The sequence below is a fragment of the Paenibacillus sp. 2003 genome, from assembly GCF_031455635.1.
Taxonomy (GTDB): Bacteria; Bacillota; Bacilli; order Paenibacillales; family Paenibacillaceae; genus Paenibacillus; species Paenibacillus amylolyticus_B.
On record NZ_JAVDTB010000014.1, the window covers coordinates 21,913 to 40,986 of the forward strand.

General features: G+C 48.6%; 16 protein-coding genes. All 16 read right to left on the bottom strand.

The window, feature by feature from the left end; genetic code table 11:
• Nucleotides 1-75 precede the first annotated feature (75 nt).
• Nucleotides 76-615: a hypoxanthine phosphoribosyltransferase gene (gene hpt, locus J2X75_RS29030; RefSeq protein WP_017691352.1), complete on the bottom strand. Its 540-nt coding sequence runs from the start codon at nt 613-615 to the stop codon at nt 76-78.
• Nucleotides 616-667: 52 nt separating this feature from the next.
• A complete protein-coding gene (tilS, locus tag J2X75_RS29035) occupies nt 668-2,107 on the bottom strand; it encodes a tRNA lysidine(34) synthetase TilS (protein WP_310342992.1) in 1,440 nt (479 codons plus the stop codon).
• Between the two features lie 44 nt (nt 2,108-2,151).
• Nucleotides 2,152-3,099 (bottom strand): serine/threonine protein kinase, encoded by a 948-nt coding sequence (locus J2X75_RS29040; protein ID WP_310342994.1) that lies wholly within the window; start codon nt 3,097-3,099, stop codon nt 2,152-2,154.
• Nucleotides 3,083-3,835: a VWA domain-containing protein gene (locus tag J2X75_RS29045; RefSeq protein WP_310342997.1), complete on the bottom strand. Its 753-nt coding sequence runs from the start codon at nt 3,833-3,835 to the stop codon at nt 3,083-3,085. The genes J2X75_RS29040 and J2X75_RS29045 overlap by 17 nt, the downstream gene beginning before the upstream one ends.
• Nucleotides 3,836-3,920: 85 nt before the next feature.
• The gene (gene spoIIE / locus J2X75_RS29050; RefSeq protein WP_310342999.1) at nt 3,921-6,428 is read right to left on the bottom strand and encodes a stage II sporulation protein E; all 2,508 of its coding nucleotides are present in this window, start codon (nt 6,426-6,428) and stop codon (nt 3,921-3,923) included.
• A 473-nt stretch (nt 6,429-6,901) separates the two neighbouring features.
• Nucleotides 6,902-7,432 (bottom strand): S1 domain-containing RNA-binding protein, encoded by a 531-nt coding sequence (locus J2X75_RS29055; RefSeq protein WP_017691357.1) that lies wholly within the window; start codon nt 7,430-7,432, stop codon nt 6,902-6,904.
• Between the two features lie 198 nt (nt 7,433-7,630).
• Nucleotides 7,631-7,966, bottom strand: a complete 336-nt coding sequence (locus J2X75_RS29060; RefSeq protein ID WP_076254642.1) for an FtsB family cell division protein — start codon at nt 7,964-7,966, stop codon at nt 7,631-7,633.
• A gap of 11 nt (nt 7,967-7,977) precedes the next feature.
• Nucleotides 7,978-8,547: a spore cortex biosynthesis protein YabQ gene (gene yabQ, locus J2X75_RS29065; protein WP_076329917.1), complete on the bottom strand. Its 570-nt coding sequence runs from the start codon at nt 8,545-8,547 to the stop codon at nt 7,978-7,980.
• Nucleotides 8,544-8,828, bottom strand: a complete 285-nt coding sequence (gene yabP / locus J2X75_RS29070) for a sporulation protein YabP (RefSeq protein ID WP_105602444.1) — start codon at nt 8,826-8,828, stop codon at nt 8,544-8,546. Before yabP ends, yabQ begins: the two co-directional genes overlap by 4 nt.
• 173 nt (nt 8,829-9,001) lie before the next feature.
• Nucleotides 9,002-9,280, bottom strand: coding sequence for an RNA-binding S4 domain-containing protein (locus J2X75_RS29075; RefSeq protein WP_017691361.1), 279 nt, complete (start codon nt 9,278-9,280; stop codon nt 9,002-9,004).
• Nucleotides 9,280-9,552, bottom strand: a complete 273-nt coding sequence (locus J2X75_RS29080) for an HU family DNA-binding protein (protein WP_017691362.1) — start codon at nt 9,550-9,552, stop codon at nt 9,280-9,282. The genes J2X75_RS29075 and J2X75_RS29080 overlap by 1 nt, the downstream gene beginning before the upstream one ends.
• A 309-nt stretch (nt 9,553-9,861) precedes the next feature.
• Entirely contained in the window at nt 9,862-11,355 is a 1,494-nt protein-coding gene (gene yabN / locus J2X75_RS29085; protein WP_310343010.1) for a bifunctional methyltransferase/pyrophosphohydrolase YabN, read from the bottom strand.
• 147 nt (nt 11,356-11,502) lie between these two features.
• A complete protein-coding gene (locus J2X75_RS29090; RefSeq protein ID WP_310343012.1) occupies nt 11,503-13,251 on the bottom strand; it encodes a putative polysaccharide biosynthesis protein in 1,749 nt (582 codons plus the stop codon).
• Between the two features lie 166 nt (nt 13,252-13,417).
• Nucleotides 13,418-13,960 carry a stage V sporulation protein T gene (gene spoVT / locus J2X75_RS29095; protein WP_036606123.1) on the bottom strand — a complete coding sequence of 181 codons (543 nt, stop codon included), beginning with the start codon at nt 13,958-13,960 and terminating at the stop codon, nt 13,418-13,420.
• Nucleotides 13,961-14,291: 331 nt separating this feature from the next.
• Nucleotides 14,292-15,440 carry a peptidylprolyl isomerase gene (locus J2X75_RS29100; RefSeq protein ID WP_124118805.1) on the bottom strand — a complete coding sequence of 383 codons (1,149 nt, stop codon included), beginning with the start codon at nt 15,438-15,440 and terminating at the stop codon, nt 14,292-14,294.
• A complete protein-coding gene (gene mfd, locus J2X75_RS29105) occupies nt 15,424-18,951 on the bottom strand; it encodes a transcription-repair coupling factor (RefSeq protein WP_310343018.1) in 3,528 nt (1,175 codons plus the stop codon). Before mfd ends, J2X75_RS29100 begins: the two co-directional genes overlap by 17 nt.
• Nucleotides 18,952-19,074 lie beyond the last annotated feature (123 nt).

The window sequence follows — 19,074 nt, forward strand, 5'->3', positions numbered from 1 at the left end:
AATTATTTTAACATAGCCCGACATGGCTTCTCAACAGAAGCCAAGAACAGCTCAAGGCTTGGGTCGGGCAGGATATTAGCTACTATAGACTTCCGGCTTCAAAATCCCGATATAGGGCAGGTTCCGGTACTTCTCCGCAAAATCCAAACCGTAACCAACGATGAACGCGTCAGGAATGTCAAAGCCTGTGTAATGAGCTTCCAACTCAACTTTACGGCCTGAAGGCTTGTCGAACAGCGTAACCACACGCACCGACTCGGCACCGCGGTTTTCTAGCAGTTCAATCAGATAGCTGAGTGTAAGTCCGCTGTCGATAATATCTTCGACAATCAGAACTTCCCGTCCTTCAACGGATACATCCAGATCCTTAATGATTTTGACAACACCTGATGACTTGGTGGAAGCGCCGTAACTGGATACCGCCATAAAATCCATTTCAACAGGTACCGTTATGTTTTTAACCAAATCAGCCATAAATATAAACGCACCCTTGAGCACACAAATGACCAAAGGATTGCGATTTGCATATTCGGCACTTAGTGTTGCGCCTAATTCCTTGACTTTACTCTGAATTTCTTCTTCACTGATCAATACTTCCTGAATGTCGTTCTGCAACTGTGCGAACCTCCTAAGTTATACTATGAAAGCCTTACCTGAACCATAACCACTACCCCTGAATCGCTGAATCGCCTACAGTCATGTACAGGATTGCGGAAGTGCCCTCCCTGACAGGAGCCACATTGGACCGTCGAACACCCGGTAACCAGATGATATGACCTGCTCCATCACATACCACAGGAATACGTGGACGGACAGATGGGGGGATTTTCTCATCGATGAAAATATTTTTCACCTTTTTGCTTCCGTTTAATCCCATCACTTTCATGGTATCTCCAGGTAACCGTGAACGCACAACCAGCGGCATAAGCAGTTGATCCGCATCAAACGCGGCTTGATCCGCCGATTCCGGTACATGATAGTCCTCGGGACTCACCTTCATCAACCGAATATACCGGTTAATTGGGGTGAGTGAAAGCTCATAAGTTCCACTCCATTGCGCAAGACGATACTCGTAAGATTGATCCTGTACGTCCGTCCGTATGCCAAAAGAAATCAGATTATACTCCCGAGTGCAGGCGAGTGTCTGTCCTATATCCAGGCTCCAGGTCGTCACATGGGTCTCCATGACCTTGTGCCGAATGGTTTCTATACGGGTAAAGTCGACAAAATCACTGTCCAAAGGCAGATAATTCAATATTAGTTTAATCAACCTTCGTTGTAAAGCGACATGTAACTTCAAGAAGGAAGGCACCTCAAAGGTTTGCCTTCCGCCGTTCACCTGCACTAGACACCTGTATGTGTCATATGCACTCTGCTCCATGAAATCGTCTTCATCACCCACAATTTCGGCAAGCCGATTCAATGACGGCGTGAGTTGTCCATTATACTGCCCCAAAAAAGGAAGCACATCCAAGCGAATGGCATTACGCCGATATTTACGCAGGGCGTTGCTCTCATCATTGAAATACATAAAACCCTGGGTATTACAAGCTTCTACAAGGTCTGTCTTGTTTATACGAAGGCATGGACGAATAAGTTCCACATTTTTTTCTCGTCTTTTAAACTTCATTCCTGAGAGTCCCGACAAGCCGGTTCCACGAAGCAAATGAAGCATAACCGTCTCCGCCTGATCATCGGCATGATGTGCCAAAGCGATGCTTGCCGCATTATATTTGGAAGCGACTTCGTGCAAAAAGGCATATCGCTTGTTGCGGGCTGCTTCCTGTGGTCCTTGACCCGTAAGCTCCATATATGAAGGTACATCGGCCTTGGTCCATTCAAATGTAATACCAAGCTGCTGTGCCAGTTCCATCATTTTCTCCGCTTCGTCATCAGATTCACTCCGGAAGCCATGATGCACGTGGGCACAGATCAATTCAAGTGGCACATGCCGCTTGCTGATCTCGTGCATGATATGCAAAAAAGCTACCGAGTCCGGCCCGCCCGATACTGCGACGACAATCCGATCCCCGGGAACCCATAACTGATGCTCTTCCGCTGCATCCAGCACGTTCTTCACCAGCATGTTCCAGCGTAAAGCCTCCATACCTGTTCCTCATTCCTTGCGTTATGTATATGCACTCTCACAGATCAGAAAAGTAGTGCATAGATGAGCACTCCAATAAGTAATATCACAGATACAGCAAATGCGTTTTTAAGCCAGCGCGGTGTTGTACTTTTGGAACGACGGCGGAGAGGCGTGGGGCGTGCCATCATTTCCTTCCACCCGTGTGCCGCATGACCTGCATCACGAAACTGACCTCGTAAAGCCTGATTCGTCCAATTGCGAAAAGGACCCAGTCGTTCACTGCGTTCCACCAGCGCTACAAGCTGATTCACACTTCGCAGTTGCGGTAATCCTTCGGCTGCCAGTGCCTTGAGCGCGTCTGCTTCAAGTACATGAATCAACAATAGTGCAAATGCAAATACATCATATGTACCATCTGCCGTACGGCTGCCTGCATTCCAGAAGCCCCGATCATACCATTCGGTGAACTGTTTGACGCTTCGACCAATAGACGTAACTCCGCCATAGTCGATCAATTCCACCTGCCCATAGTCGGATACCAACACATTCTGAGGTTTGAGATCACCAAACACCCATCCCGCCTGATGCAATTGTGCCAGCTTCTGCAAGAGTCTAAGTCCCACCAGAAGTGTCCAGTCTGTCCCCTGACGCCGAATGAAGTGATGGAGTGCCTCACCTCGAACGTAACGCATCACATAAAAGGGAATATCCCGGCCACGAACGGCATAATCATCCACATCTTTAAGATAGGAAGGAATGCCGCTCTGCCGAAGGGCCTCATGATTACGCTGTAGTTGAAAAGATTTGAGCACATTGACTTCCGATTGCAGATCAACCGGATCAAATCCCATTTTTAGCGCGTAGTGTTTGCCATTTTCACCCCGTTGGACAAGAAAAACGATGCCATTAGCTCCTTTGCCCAGTAGCTTCCGAATCGTGTAACGACTGCGATTCCATTTCCCTGTAACCACGGTTCCTGGCGGGAAAGAGGCGTCAGACAACGTTGTCACCGAGCATCCCTTCTCTTTCAATGCGATAGTTCCCTTCTATTTCCTGCTGTTTCTCCAGTGTACCATAACGGTAAAAATCAATCACCTTCTGAATTGCAGGACCTGTCGGCGTTGCACCCTTCATCTGCAACCTTCCAAACAGGGACCGAACACGGCCTGGATCCGTTGTCCAGTCAATATCCATTACCGCATCTTCTCCACTGTGTCGCCCCGGAAAATGAAATACGGAAAGCTTGCTCTGACCTATACGCGCCTGCAAACTTAACATTAAATCACGAATGCCTTCTTCCACCGCAGCCAGTTTGGGCTTCATGCTGGCACTGACGTCTATTAGCAATATAACCTGTAAGGCTGTAGTTTCAGCCATATCATCCATCACTTCCACGACCCGGGCGCGTTGTGCAGGCTCCAGATCGGTTACCGTTTTGGGCTCCTTCTCTCCCAAAATTTGTGTTAACTCTCTATTAACCGCCTGCTGAATGGTCTGAACCACCGTTTTCCTTGTCATCATCTGCATGGTATGGGCAAGCTGCCGTGTACCTACAATTTGGCTGATTCCACCTCCGGCTCTGGCAATATCCTCAATCTCCCGGCTGCCCAGCTCACCAATGGTTCCATAATCAATTACGCCAACCACATTAACCGTAATCCCCTCTTCCCGTGCTTCGGCCGCTGCCAGCACCGGACTTGGTCCTACATTGGAACAACCGTCGGTGATCAATAAGATTTGCTTCATCCGATATCCCTCCGTTATTCGTTACTCTCCAACTCTATGACTAGCATTGCCAGAATGAAGAGACTTCAAACAGAAGAATATGCAATTAACTGACGGTCCGTGGACGCTCCATTCGGTTGATGCCAGGCACACGCAGTGTGGCCCATTCAGGGCGGAAATGCTCTACTTTTCCAACAACGACGGTCATATCATCCAATATCTCATGCTGCTGATATCTTATGACACTTTCAAGCAGGCAATCGGCCAAATCTTGCGGATCATCTGTATCAATCTCTTGAATGAGCCGTTTCATCCATAACTCTTTGTTCACCGCATACCCCGGTGCATCATAGATGCCATCCGTCATCATAATGAGGATATCCCCCGGCTGAAGCTGTACCGTCACCAGATCCACTTCAATATCTTTAATAATACCGATTGGCAAATTGCTGGCCGAAACCTGAATAACCTCCTGTCCTCGTTTGATAAAACTTGGCGTCGATCCGATTTTCATAAACGTTGTCTCTGCCGTATATTCATCAATCAGTGCCATATCCACTGTGGCATACATCTCTTCAGGGGAGCGCAGCATCAGAACGGAGTTCACGGATTTGATCGCCAGTTTCTCGTCCATGCCGGACTGTAGCAACTGTTCCAGTATGTTCAGCGCTGCGCTGCTCTCCATCCGTGCCCGTTCTCCGTTGCCCATTCCATCACTGAGCGCCACCGCAAATGTACCGTTGCCTAACTCAACCGTACTGAAGCTGTCGCCTGACATCACATCTCCTCCTTTGGCGGCGGCGGCAACACCCGTGGTAACCTCGAAAGTTTTGGCCGAACCAAACGTGACGGTTGCCAGTCCCTGACGAGGATCGGTCATGGTCTCATGCAAGACGGCAATATGCTCGTCCAGTACATCCGAGATCAGCGGAGCTATCATTTTCCGGCACTCATCGAATCCACGTGTATATGCATGTACAATTTCAATCTCTACGTTGCCCGCTTCCAGATTGATGATCTCAATGGAGTGAATGGACAAGCCCAGTGACTCCAGTGCGTCCCTAATCTGCTCCTCCTGCTGTACCATCTCCTCACTTTCCCGCTGAATTTCTTTGGCCAGGTCCTCCATGACCTGAGATACACCGGACAATTGCTCTGCAACCAGCTGCCGACTATCGATAATTTGGCGCTTCCATTGCATGTTATGTTGATGCAGTCCATACTGGGCACGCATGACTTCAAGGACCTCTTCCGGTTTCGCACACACCCTGTTCCAGTCCACTGGAATCTGCTTGCCTGAGATCTCCGGGTTTCCTTCAATTGTACTCATCACGTCCGTCATATATTTGTAGGTTTGAATAAACTTCGCATCCCAGCATTGTGTGCGCTTGAAGCAGCTGGCACATGTGCCCTCGGCAACCGCATTCATGAAATGGTCCATTCCACCTTCTTTCTGTACCTGCTCCCCTGCACCGGACATCTGATCAAAGCTGCGTGACAATTGACGGAATACCTGCGAGAACCGGGTTACCCGTTCTGCCGTGATATCCCGTATCCGTTTGGCATACTCATGCTGGGATTTCGTATGATCCTGCGTACCCGGTACATATTTGGATATCGCCGTCATCAGGCTTTTAGGTGTCAACATGAATAGTACGATAGCTGCACACGTCTCCCATAACGAGTTCATAACATCGCCCGGTCCGCCCAGATATATGGATAGAATGGACGAACCCAGCAGCATGCCCAGTGCAACCGCCGCACGTTTGCCCTCTCGAAGCATACCCGCCAGCATCCCGGCAAAAGCAAGCAGGCTCATCTGATACACTGCTGACATGTCAGCCAGACTCAGAATCAAGCCGGTAATGACCCCAACTGAGGCTCCGAGGGGGGCTCCGCCCACCAGCGCAAAGATTAATATGAGATAACGGGAGAGCATATGCTCCACGGATAAGGACTGAATGGTCCACCCTACGGCTCCCGTCATAACGGAAGCGAGCAATATGATCAGGCAGAGGATCTCCTCGTTCTTTAGGCTGAACTTTTTTTTGCGGTAAGTGAAGATCGGTATGGCTTGTATAAAAACAAGGGTGAGCACAAAGCTTAGTACGGAATCCATCGTGAGCATCAGCATGGCGTACCAACTGAAGGATGGCCCGATCACAACCGCGAATAATTTGACCATAAATGTAGTCGTAAACACCATCGTTGGCGCATAAGATAATTCAGCACGACCATATGACTCTAGACCACGGAAGAGCAGATAAAAGATGGCGATCTCCGATGCAACAATAAGTGGTACCGGAAACGGTGCAAAGAGACTCCCTGCGAGTAGAGCGGCGCCTACCGGAATGATGTAATCCCTGCGCATGAAAGCAATTACGGCGAAGTAAGCAATGGCAAAGGGAGATAACTCATTCAGAATCATCGCCTTTCCGAGCAGGAACCCCATAAACGTAAGCAGCAGTACCCATTTGCGGGAAGCAACCATCTGGACAGCCTTGCGGGAGCCAAGCCATTGTTTCAGACGTACCGACAGCTCCTCCCGAGCTTCCGTACCTCCTTTACCTGCTTTCATTCCCGGAAATTGAATGACATTCCACTTTTCCATCATCCTCAAGGCACCCCATTCGATTAATTTAAATTTTCGTGTTTCGTTCTCGATGGTTCTGATTATAGATAGATTAGAAGACGTAGTTTGTCAGAATAGGTGGGCATGGTCCAAAAAGTTTACGACAAAAGAAACGAGCCTGGCGCGGTGGAGCGAAACCCCCGGCCTTATTGTAGTTTCATTCATTCTCCTACTTGATTCCGACAATCGGAATGTCTGATTTTGAACCGGAGATGGTTTGGTCTCGCCACCATTTGAGCAGGATAACTGTGGAATGCCACGGAAACCTGTCGGTAAAAAATGGTATACGACAAATGTTCTTATGGTTCCATTTTGCCGTGCAGAAAAACTGGGGATATGGAGCTTCACCTTACAAAAAAAGCTATTCAACTACTCATCTGTGAAAGAAACGCAAAAAAACCGTTAGCCCATAGGCTAACGGTTTTACTTATATGTTTAGATCAGGTTGTGACAGATTACACACGCTTGGCTCCACGGCCTCCGCGTTTGCCTTCTGTGTTCTTCTTAAGCGAAGAGATCCGCTCTTCACTATCTTTCAGGAAGCGTGACATTTTATCCTCAAATGAAGGTTTGCCTGCTGCGGGCTTGAAAGAACGGCCTCCGCGGTCACCACGGTTAAATCCACCGCCGCCACCACCACGACCTTGGCCACCACTTGGGCCTCCGCCGCTGAATCGTTCGCGATCTCCTCCACTGCGTTCCGGTCTAGGAGCTCTCGGGGGTCTAGATTGGGTTTGTTGCTCAACCGGTTTGTCAACAGCTTGCTTAATGGAAAGTCCGATCTTGCCATCCTTGTCAACGTTGATAACCTTCACTGTAACGAGGTCATTCAGCTTCAGGTGGTCGTTGACATCTTTGACGTAATTGTCGGCGATTTCCGAGATGTGAACGAGACCCGTGACACCTCCTGACAGATCCACAAATGCTCCAAAATGCGTGATTCCTGTCACCTTGCCCTCTAACTTGGTGCCCACTTCAATTGCCATAGAATAAAATGATCCTCCCTTAAAAATATACAACCCGATTTTTTGAATGCCAAAATCAATGCTGCGCTAATGTAATTATACCTTATGCCGTAAACCAAGGTCAACTGAACACTACCCCATCAGAGAGCCTATTTTTTCCGGTTTAACGGCTTCAGACACACGGATAACAAACCTAGCTCGGTAATAGACCGAATTCCATCAGTTCCCTGACTCTTCAACCTGGATCGGCGTTTCCTCAGGAAGATAATATCCTTTTTTCCGTGCCAGCTGTCCTATGTATTCAGGGTCATTCAACCGGCTGACTTCGTACTTCAACTGTTCCAGCTTCTTCAACGTATCTTCCTTTGAAGCTTGCTGAGTGGCCAGATGAGAACTCTTGTCCGAAATTTGTGCATTCTGCACAAGGAATGTATATCCTGCCCATATTACAAATACAATCATAAACGTCATCCAAAGCATGAGGCGCCTTTTTGCACCGGCAGATTTTCCTTGGTTAGTTGGAGCCTTTGATCTGCCCACAGGTGTTTTACCCATTACGGACCTCCTTAAAACCAGCGTTTCCACATCGCTGCAATTCTTGTACCCACACGGATCATGAAGCGTGGCGTTACCCAATGTTTCAGGAGCGGCCTAAACATCCAGCGGAACAACTTGCCGAAAGGTACCAAACACTGCAGTACCAGCCTGCCCAGGAATAATAGTATCGCAATTACAAAACCGAATAATACGCGAATGAACTTATAAATTCCTTTAACCGGCATAACGATCAGGATGTTAAGGATATGTCCACACCAATGAATCAGCGTTCTTGCGAGTTTAATTAACATTACCACAAAACGCTGGGTTGTAACACTTAAAAGCCAAAAATAGAAGCAAACCCCTATAATCAGCCCCAAAAAGACATAAAACCGCAACTGTCCGTGGTTTCCGGCGTATAGCATCCGAAAAACGAACAGCGCGGAAGCAACCCAGTACAACAGATCGAGCGTGTGAATACTCCATCTCGGAAACCGCAGCTGTCCGGACAGTACCCGGTAACTGTCGTAGGCCATTCCCATCACGACCCCCGAAGTAAGCATCCACATCAATGTGATCCATTGAGTATCCGGACTCATCGGAACATCTTGCCAAACAGGCCTTTACTATTCTTGTTCTGGGAACCGGGGTCCAGATATTGCAGAGAACTGACTGTGCCTTCAATGGATAAGAGACCTTCCTCCAGGCTCAGGTTTTTGATATGTAAATTGTGCCCCCGGATGGTCAGATGCCCAAGTTCAGTCTGCAGCAAAAATTCCTCACTGTCGAAGCTCTCCACGTTGGAGACACCCGTCAGATCCAACAGTTTCCGATTCTGCATGCTCAGATGATGCTGTTTGGCCTTACCGTGCTCAACCATGGCATGTACCCCTCCTTCTTACACCTAGCTTATGGATGAGGAGGTTGGAATAGAACCAGCGTTGTTGAACAAATAACCCGGTATCCAGTAAAAAACAAAAACGCCCTTCCCTGTTACAGGAGGACGTTTCGATTCAACTTGCATTGAATGAATATTTAATACCAGATGTACTGTTACCAGTTCATTCCGTTATCCTTGGCGATCGGCTCTTCCTTCACCAAGGTGTAGAGGCTACTCGCCTCATCCTTCTTGGTACTCTCGGCAATTCGTTCCACCCTCACGGTGACCAGTTTCTGACCGAACTGAACCGTCAGCTCATCGCCCACTTTGACAGCGGCGCTGGGCTTTGCTTCACGTCCGTTCACCAGAACACGTCCCTGTTCAGAGACGTCCTTGGCCACAGTGCGGCGTTTGATTAGCCGGGAGACCTTAAGGAATTTATCAAGACGCATTATTTTACGGCTTCTTTAAGTTTGTTGCCTGCTTTGAATGCAGGAACAGTGGACTCAGGAATCACGATTTCATTCCCTGTTTGTGGGTTACGTCCGGTACGACCGGAACGTTTGCGGGTCTCAAAAGTGCCAAAGCCGATCAATTGTACTTTGTCTCCGCTGGCAAGTGCATCTGTAATTTCTCCCAAAAAGCCGTTCAATACGGACTCAACGTCTTTTTTAGTCAAACCACTTTTGGTTGAAATGTTGTTAATCAGATCTGTTTTGTTCATTTTTAAAAGCCTCCCAAATTGAAAAAAAAGTATCTGCGATTCCTGACAATGCATCGATTGCCGCTGATTCGCGTTAGGTCACTACACATGTATTCTGGCTTGGTATCTGAAATCCTGCCTTGGTCCGCGACTTTTTTTAGCTTTTTGTCGATGGTCCGCAGGCAACAGTCTAAGACCAGTACCCGAAACCATCTGTCGCTAAACACCAACTCCAGTTTACACAGATGAACACATGTTCGTATTATCATAACACACTGCATAGCATGAATGGAATAAAGTTATCTGGCTTTTCCCAGAAAATTGAACCCGTTATAATCCTGCCTTCTTCGCATCCTGCCAGAATTGCTCCATCTCTTCTACATTGCTATCTGCTGGTGTTCTTCCCTGTTCACGCAAACGCTCCTCGATGTACTGGAACCGCCCGACGAACTTGCGGTTGGTCGCAGCAAGCGCCTCTTCCGGGTCCGTATCGATGAATCTTGCAACGTTCGCGGCTGCGAATAATAAATCACCCAGTTCGAGCTTCCGTTCTTCCGCAGACTGGCCTTGTTGCACCGCTTCTTTCAACTCCGCCAGTTCTTCCTCGATCTTGGCAAACACGCCTTCAACATCATCCCAGTCAAAGCCTACTTTGGCTGCTTTCTTCTGTAACTTGTATCCCTTCATCAATGCAGGCAAGTCACGCGGTATACCATCCAACACGGAAACCTTCTGCTGATCCTGGCCTTTTCGCTTCTTCTCCTCTGCCTTCATCTGTTCCCAGTTCTGAAGAGCTTCATTCGCATCTTCTGCCTGATTATCTCCAAAAACATGTGGATGGCGGAAGATTAACTTATCATTCAAACCTTCGATGACATCATACACATTAAATGTGCCCACTTCTTCTTCCATCTGGGAGTGCAATAAAATCTGCAGCAGCAGATCACCCAGCTCTTCTTTCATATGGTCGGGGTCATCCTCATCGATCGTCTCAATGACCTCATAGGTCTCTTCAATCAGGTTTTTGCGAATGGACTGATGTGTCTGCTCCTGATCCCATGGACAGCCACCCGGACTGCGAAGAATATTGACGATCTCATGCAAACGCGCAAAGGATCTGCGACGCAGGGCATCATCAGTGTTCTTCGGCAAATAGATCAGTGACAGATTGCCGTACCCTTCGATCCGGTCCAGTTCGTGCAATGGAATCTTGTGAATGACCTCCTGGCCCTGTACACCCAACGCGTGACCAACAAATACCGGATAATCATCCGGGTAAACCTCCATCAGGCATAGCTTCACATCCGAAGCAGTGAACACATCGTAGACTTGTCCGATCAACGTATGTAGCTGTGGTTGTACCAGTTCTGTGTTCAGGCTGCTGGCATCCAGGAGTTGAAACCCTTCGATTGGATCGAATCCAAGTCGTATAAAAGCTTCATCCAGAAAGCTCTCCCCGCCCATGACACGCAATGAGATACCCTTCTGCGGACAACGTTCTTTGAGCAGGCGTACACTTGCTTCTGCTACCATCGGATGACCGGGTACGGCATACACAATCTCCGTTCCGGCCTCACCCTTGCGAGCGGCTTCTATCAGTTGATTCGCGATCTCATCATACACCTCGGGGAAGGAGGACTTCGCCTCATAGATGCCATCAAATGATGTCACCTCTAGTCCCTCTTGCTTCAGATCATTCAATACGGGATGATCCAGGGTACGTACATACAGCGTAGCTGCCTGTTTCATTTTTTTGATAATACCTACGGTCAGTTGGTCTGCATCTCCAGATCCAAGACCCACTACTGTTAGAGCTGCACTCATTACATAAACCTCCATCCGGACTACCCTGTCCAGGCTCATAATCATCGTGTCTGAACAGGACTAATTACATGTATTATACCAGAATCATTCGATATCCTATAATTGCATATTGGTGGTGCTGGGTGTAGAAGCACCGTGAGCATGGAGCTAGCGCAGTACACGCAGTCTGCGCAGCAGCTTGGCAAGGCGAGGCCCTAACTTGGGCACGGCCGCCAGCTCTGCGGCGGTCAGTAGTCCTGTCCGGGCCGCCGCCAGCAAGAACACGGCCGAGCCTGCGGCAATGCCCAGCAGGCTCACGCCCATCGCGGCCAGCCTGCGATCGGCCGCGACACCCATGCCGCCGAGTACCGCTTCGGCGGCCCAGGCCGTGCCTACCGCCGCCAGACTCATGGCGGCGATCACCAGCGCCGGCTTCGCCAGGACGGCGCCAGGGGCAGGGCGCAGGGCGACAAGTCGCGCCAGCAGCGCCACATTCAGGCCAGCCGCCAGCATGTAGGCGACTGCGCCTGCCAGAGCCGCGCCGCTGATGCCCAGCGCCGGCACAAACATGACGTTCAGCAGCGCCTTGACGCCTGCGGCGGCCAGCATGCTGAACGCGGGTGCGCGCACGGCGCCGAGACCTTGCAGCAGCGCCGCCGCAATAATGCTGACGGTGCTGCCCGCAGCCGTCAGCGCCATGTACCGCAGTGCTTCGGTGCCTGCGGCATCTCCGTACAGCATGCGGTTAATCGGCTCCGCCAGCACCGCGAGACCCGCGGATGCCGCCAGGCCGATTAACCAGAACCAGCGCAGCGCGAGGCCTGCTTGCTGCCGGACGGCTTCTGGCCCGCCCTTTAACCGGGCTTCCGCCATCGCCGGAATAAACAGCACAGACAGTGACGTAGCCAGCATCGTCACCAGTTGAACCAACGGCAATCCACGGTTGTAGATCCCGAAGGAAACCATCGACTGAAGCTCATCCAGTCCTTCTCCCCGCAGCAACCGGGGCACGGTGAAGGTATCTACCAGATTCATCAGCGGTACAGCCAGCGATCCGAGACAGACGGGAATGGCGTACATGAGCAGCGTCTTGATCCACTCACCATTGGATCGTGATCGTTCTGCCAGAGCGGGGCTAACAGCACTCACCATTTTCCTCTGTGGCGTAACCGGTCTATGCTCTTGATGCTCCTGACGTTCTGATCCAACCTCTCCGCCATTACTGCTCCATTCCGAATCCAATTGCCCCGTGACCACTTCCCTGTCTTTCCGCCGATGACGCACCATGTAGCCTAACATGGTTAACAGCCCAACCATTCCACCAGCAACGGAGCCCATCATTGCACCAGCGGCAATAGTCTCAAGCGAAGCGTCCCGTCTCATCAACCACAGAAGCAGAACAATCATGACGGTGACACGTATCGTCTGCTCCACCACTTGTGATACCGCTGTTGGAACCATCTGCTGTAATCCCTGAAAATATCCACGCAGCCCTGTCATCACCGGTACGAACAATAAAGCCCATGAAGCAGCACGAATCGATGGAACCACATGGCGGTTGCCAATCATGTCAGCGATCAGCGGCGCACCTGCATACATCAAGAGCGCCATAATAAGTCCAATTCCTCCAAGCAGCACAGAAGATAACCGAATAATCCTTCTGCTCTCGTCCGGTCTTCCAAGTGCATTCTGCTCTGCTACGAATTTGGATACGGCCAGAGGCAGCCCGGCAGCAGCAAGCGTAACAATGAGCATATATAACGGATACACCGTATTGTAAATGCCAAAAACACCGTCTCCCCCCAGATTCTGCAACGGAATCTTTTGAAAAGCACCAATGATTTTGGAAATAATGGCGGCAAGCCCAAGAACAAATGCACCCTGTAGCAGCCTTGAGCCTGTAGACGGCTGTTTCATAAGTCCCTCCCGCGTAATCCTTTTAAGCATACCTTGCTATTATAACTGCCTGAAGGCACACAGACTAACCCTCCCCCATCACAATCATCCGGATTAACTTCGTTGTCCCTTAGAATGCAAAAACTCCCGTATGCCCAAGACAGGGCACCAGGAGTTGATCTGCGGTCTATTGTTCCATTTGCTTGCCAAGGAAACCAGCAGCCGTCTCGGACATCTTCACTTCCATCTGAGACATCTTCACCGATTCATCCTTATTGAACAGGATAACCGTTCCGATGGGGTCACCACCTGAAATAATCGGCGCAATAACAAAAGAAGATAACGTCTCGTCATGATCTTTGCTAAGTTCATAAGAACCATTGTTTGTTTCCAAAATGGTCTTTCTGTTTTCCATACAACCCTCCAACAGTTGACCCACCTGCTTGTCCAAATATTCTTTCTTGGAGCCGCCTGCCACCGTGATAATGGTATCCCGGTCAGAAATCATTGTTACATGTCCTGTACTCTCATACAGGGATTCTGCATATTCTTTGGCAAAATCACCAAGTTCGCCAATTGGCGAATATTTTTTAAGGATAACTTCTCCATCACGATCCACAAAAATTTCCAGTGGATCACCTTCACGAATACGTAACGTACGGCGGATTTCTTTTGGAATGACCACACGACCAAGGTCATCTATACGGCGGACAATACCAGTAGCTTTCATTTCACATGTTGCCCCACTTTCTCGAGAAGATTTTTCAACTACTGTTCCTTAATGGGTAGAGGAAAGTCCCAGAACGTTTAGTGTGATATCTTGACCATAGTATTCATCTGTTCCCATTTCCTTATACATGCTTCGGAGAATATAGTTGTGTAACTTTTGAAGAAGGCGACCATGTACCCATACGGCTTGAATATATAAAAGAAAAAGCAAGAAGGAGGTCCTAAGTCCTCCCCTTGCTTCTCTGTATGGTTGTCCATATTTACGTAGTACAAGGCATTCATTTCGGGCGAATTCAACCCTGAACGTATGCTAACACAGCAATTTTACCAGCTTACTTGCTGCTTGTACCTTCATCTGTAGTTGCATCTTTGTCTGTTCCAGTCGTACCTTGGTCAGTCTTGGTATCCGTACCTGTGGAGTCATCCGTTTTTGGTTCGGTTGTTTTCTCTCCTTCAGTTCCTGTACCCGTTGTACCTTCAGTTTTGCCTTCTTCAGCTTTTTCTGTTTTTGGCAACTTAACTTCTTTTACGATTTTGTCCAACTCATTTTGCATGAACGTATCGATCTCAGCAGCTGCCAATTGGCTCTTCAGACTTTCTTTTTGTTCAGCCGTCAATTTAGCAAAGTCAGCTTCTGTACGAGCTTCCACTTTCATGACGTGGTAACCGTACTCTGTCTCTACTGGATCACTGATTTTGTTCAGTGGCAATGTTTTTGCAGCTTCCTTAAATGCCTCTACCCAGCTGCCTACAGGTGTATTTTCATACAGTCCACCCTTTTCAGCAGAACCTGGATCTTCGGAATATTTTTTTGCAATTTCAGCAAAATCAGCTCCGCCATCCAACTTGGTTTTTACTTCTTTTGCAATCTTCAGTGCATCTTCTTTTTTACGCTCTTTTTGCGTTTTTGGATCTGTGAAGTTAATCAGCACGTGACGAACGGAAGCTGTTGTGAACTGATCTTTGTTTTTCTCAAACTCAGCCTTGATTGCATCGTCCGTAACGCCTGTTTCTTTATCTTTGATAACTGTCATGATTCGAGTCATGTAGCCTTTAATGTTATCGTCAGTCAGGTTCTGAGCTTTCAGCATTTCTGTCCACTGATCTGCCTGAACAGAAGCTTTCATTTTATCGAATTGCTCAGTTGCCGCTTTTGTACCGGCTGTTTTGGCATCTTCGCTTGCTTTGCCACTCAGATATTCATAAGCAACTTCCTGTTTCACCAGATACTCTTTGAAATCGTCCATATCCATCATTTGTGCATACTCCGGATAGAGGAATTTCATGACACGTTGCTCCATGTCAAATTCATTGGCTGTAATAGTACCACCATCATACGTAGCGACTACAGCACTTGTATCCGTCGATTCCGGTGTTTTTGCTTCTTCCTTCTTGCCACATGCAGCAAGCAGTGATAAGGATAGTACTGCGACCATGCTCACAGACAGTACTTTTCCTACTTTTTTATACTTTGGTAACATCCTTTAGTTCCCCCTTTGATTTAAAAGCCGTCTTCATGGACTCCAGAATATTCTCTACCAGCTCCATCAGTTGCTTATCCCCAAGCCCCTTGCCTTTAGCGTGAATCAGCATATGGGGTCCTTGTTCAAATTGTACACGTCTTTCGAACTGATTTCCAATGTGCGCGATTTTTGAGAGTTCAAAGGCATGTTCACGCCCTTCATAGAACTTCACGGTAATGTCCTCACCACGTTGGGAGATGGACTCAATACCGTAGATTTTGCCGTATACTTTCATCCGCGCAACAGCCAGCAAGTTAATGACGGCTTCCGGAAGATCACCGAATCGGTCAACCAATTCGTCTTCCAGCTCCATCGCATCGTCGAAGGATGCAATGACCGCCACTTTTTTGTAGATCTCAATCTTCTGAATACTGTCATAGATATAATCGGACGGCAAGTAGGCATCGATACTGAGATCCAGGGTTGTGTTCCACTGGTCTGAAGGTACCGGCTCTTCACCAAGCATCGTAACTTTGCGTTTGTTGATCTCCTCTGCGAGCATCTGGGAATACAGATCAAACCCGACGGAAGCGATGAAACCATGCTGCTCCGCTCCTAGCAGATTTCCCGCACCACGAATCGACAAGTCACGCATGGCGATTTTGAATCCTGAACCCAGTTCGGTGAATTCTTTGATTGATTGCAGACGTTTCTCAGCAACTTCAGTAAGCACTTTATCCCGTTGGTACGTAAAATAGGCATACGCAATACGGTTGGAACGACCCACACGTCCGCGCAGCTGATACAGCTGGGAAAGTCCCATTTTATCCGCATCATGTACGATCAGTGTATTTACGTTCGGAATATCTACCCCGGTCTCGATGATACTTGTGCTCACAAGCACGTCATATTCACCATCCAGGAAGTCCAGAATGGTTTTCTCCAGCTCTGTTTCCGACATCTGACCATGTCCCACACCAACTTTGGCTTCAGGCACAAGCTCAGAAATTTCGGCAGCCATCTCCTGAATTCCCTGAACACGGTTGTAGAGGTAATATACTTGCCCACCACGGGCAAGCTCACGCTCAATGGCTTCACGAACAAGCGCCTGGCTGTGTTCAACCACATAGGTCTGCACCGGGAAACGATTCTCTGGTGGAGTCTCGATAACGGACAGATCACGCACACCCAGCATGGACATATGAAGCGTACGCGGAATCGGCGTTGCCGTCAGCGTCAGCACGTCCACATTGGTTTTCAGCTTCTTCAGTTTTTCCTTATGAGTTACTCCGAAGCGCTGTTCCTCATCAACAATGAGCAGTCCCAGGTCCTTAAACACCAGGTCCTGCGACAGCAATCGATGCGTCCCGATGACAATATCCACTGTGCCTGCCTTGATGCCTTTGGCTGTTTCATTCTGCTCTTTACGGGAGCGGAACCGGCTAAGCACATGAATGTTGAACGGATAACCGGAGAAGCGCTCACGGAACGTCTCAAAATGCTGCTGTGCCAAAATGGTTGTTGGCACGAGTACAGCCACCTGTTTGCCTTCAATAGCTGCTTTAAATGCAGCCCGAATAGCCACCTCGGTTTTGCCGTAACCAACATCCCCACACAATAAACGATCCATTGGACGGTTTTGTTCCATGTCCTTCTTGATTTCTTCGATCGCACGCACCTGATCACGTGTCTCATCGTAAGGGAACATGTCCTCAAATTCCTGCTGCTCCGCAGAATCTTTGTCGAATCCAAACCCTTTGGAGGTCTGACGCTCTGCATACAGCTTAATTAGATCATCAGCAATATCCTGTACGGATGTGCGGACTTTATTTTTAACCCGTGTCCACTCATTGCCGCCCAGCTTGTATATTTTCGGTTCTTTTTCTTCGGAACCAACATATTTCTGAATCAAATCAATCTGCTCAATAGGTACAGACAATTTGTCTCCACCCGCATAGAGAATATGCATGTAGTCCTTATGAATACCGCCTACCTCGAGGGTGCCGATCCCAAGGTACTTACCAATCCCGTGGTTCTGATGAACGACATAATCGCCCACTTTTAGCTCGCTATAGGATTTGATCCGTTCAGCATTGTCTACATTCCGAATTGGTTTGCGTACTTTACGCTGTTTTTGCGAGAACATCTCGCCCTCGGTCACGACAGCCAAATGAATGGACGGCATTTCAAATCCCGTTTGCAAATTACCGATCATCATCTCTGGCTCTGGAATATCATAGTCCATCAGTACCCGGCGCATCCGCTCGAGTCGCTCCTCACCGTTCGCCAGCATGAGCACTTGGACTCCGGCCTTATGCCAACGCTCCATCTCTGCCTTCAGTACGTTCATCTGTCCATGGAAATCCTGCATGCCACGACTGATGAAGTTCAGAATGTTCTGTGGTTGGGTGTGTGGAACTTGGCGCAAAAAGATTGACATAAACAGCGTCTGGAATGGACGCTCATACAAGAGTTCATCACCGTCTGCGGATAAAGGAAGATCCGGAAGTGTTTTTCCGTTTTGCATCAAATGCAGATTCCACTCCGATTCATCACGGTCAAGCTGTTTCGATGTCTCCGATAGTCTGGCAGGCTCATCAAGAACCAGCAGGGTATCTTCCGGCATATAGTCGTAGATCGTTTTGTTCTCCGGATAGAGCGGAGAAATATATTTATACATTTCGGAGAAATACACGTGCTCCCGCAAAAGCTCGATCTCCCGGTGAATTTCTTCACGAAGACGCAGCTTCGCCTGCCGATCCGTCATTTTCTCCAGCTGTTGCTCCAGCAAAAGAGCAGCCGCATCGGCAGCCTTTTCCATACGTTCACGATCTGCAATTAACTCCTTGCATGGTAAAACCGTAATTTCCTCAATCCGTTCAATCGAACGCTGATCCGCTGGATCAAATGTCCGAATGGAGTCGATCTCATCATCAAATAACTCCACCCGATATGCGATCGATGAAGTAACCGGATAGAAGTCGATGATACCTCCGCGTACACTCATCTCACCACGAGATTCCACGCGTTCCACACGCTCATATCCGAGCTTTACCATCTCCAGCAGGAAGGAGTCCAGTTGAAGTGTGTTGCCCTGTTTAATCAAAATTCGAGCATTGGCCATCACTTCCGGAAGCGGAACATAACGTCTTACGCCAGAAAAGGGAATAACAACAACGCCCCTGAATCCCTGGGCGCAGCGGACCAACACATCAATACGCTGACCCAATGTTTCCGGGCTGGAAACAGCAGCTTCCGCAGCGACAAGTTCGTTGGCAGGATAAATCAACACCTGATCAGGTGAAAGCGCTTCCTGTAAATCTTCTGCAATTTTTTGAGCTGAAAACATATTATGTGTTACTACGAGCAATGGTCGGTTCATTTCCTGATGCAAGGCAGCCAGCATAATCTGACGCGCCGAGCCGGATAGACCCGAAACCAATTGTTCCTTCATGCCGGACTTGATTCCGGCTGTAATGGACCCGAAGTCCGGATCTTTGGAAAAAGCCTGTATAAGTGCTTGTAACAAAAGGGGCACCTCTCTTATAACTTACTTGATTATCTCACGCATACGCGTAGCATCACTATTAAAATGGATACAAATTCCTTTTTGTCCTGTTTCATCATATCGGATTACTCGCAACATTGCCAC

Coding starts and splice junctions, on each gene's coding strand:
- spoIIE (WP_310342999.1), bottom strand. CDS start 6,428: ATGATGGAAAAGTGGAATGTCATTCAATTTCCGGGAATGAAAGCAGGT.
- J2X75_RS29060 (WP_076254642.1), bottom strand. CDS start 7,966: ATGGGTAAAACACCTGTGGGCAGATCAAAGGCTCCAACTAACCAAGGA.
- yabQ (WP_076329917.1), bottom strand. CDS start 8,547: ATGAGTCCGGATACTCAATGGATCACATTGATGTGGATGCTTACTTCG.
- J2X75_RS29045 (WP_310342997.1), bottom strand. CDS start 3,835: ATGAAGCAAATCTTATTGATCACCGACGGTTGTTCCAATGTAGGACCA.
- tilS (WP_310342992.1), bottom strand. CDS start 2,107: ATGGAGGCTTTACGCTGGAACATGCTGGTGAAGAACGTGCTGGATGCA.
- spoVT (WP_036606123.1), bottom strand. CDS start 13,960: ATGAAAGCTACTGGTATTGTCCGCCGTATAGATGACCTTGGTCGTGTG.
- J2X75_RS29100 (WP_124118805.1), bottom strand. CDS start 15,440: ATGTTACCAAAGTATAAAAAAGTAGGAAAAGTACTGTCTGTGAGCATG.
- J2X75_RS29090 (WP_310343012.1), bottom strand. CDS start 13,251: ATGAAACAGCCGTCTACAGGCTCAAGGCTGCTACAGGGTGCATTTGTT.
- J2X75_RS29080 (WP_017691362.1), bottom strand. CDS start 9,552: ATGAACAAAACAGATCTGATTAACAACATTTCAACCAAAAGTGGTTTG.
- J2X75_RS29075 (WP_017691361.1), bottom strand. CDS start 9,280: ATGCGTCTTGATAAATTCCTTAAGGTCTCCCGGCTAATCAAACGCCGC.
- yabN (WP_310343010.1), bottom strand. CDS start 11,355: ATGAGTGCAGCTCTAACAGTAGTGGGTCTTGGATCTGGAGATGCAGAC.
- yabP (WP_105602444.1), bottom strand. CDS start 8,828: ATGGTTGAGCACGGTAAGGCCAAACAGCATCATCTGAGCATGCAGAAT.
- J2X75_RS29055 (WP_017691357.1), bottom strand. CDS start 7,432: ATGGCAATTGAAGTGGGCACCAAGTTAGAGGGCAAGGTGACAGGAATC.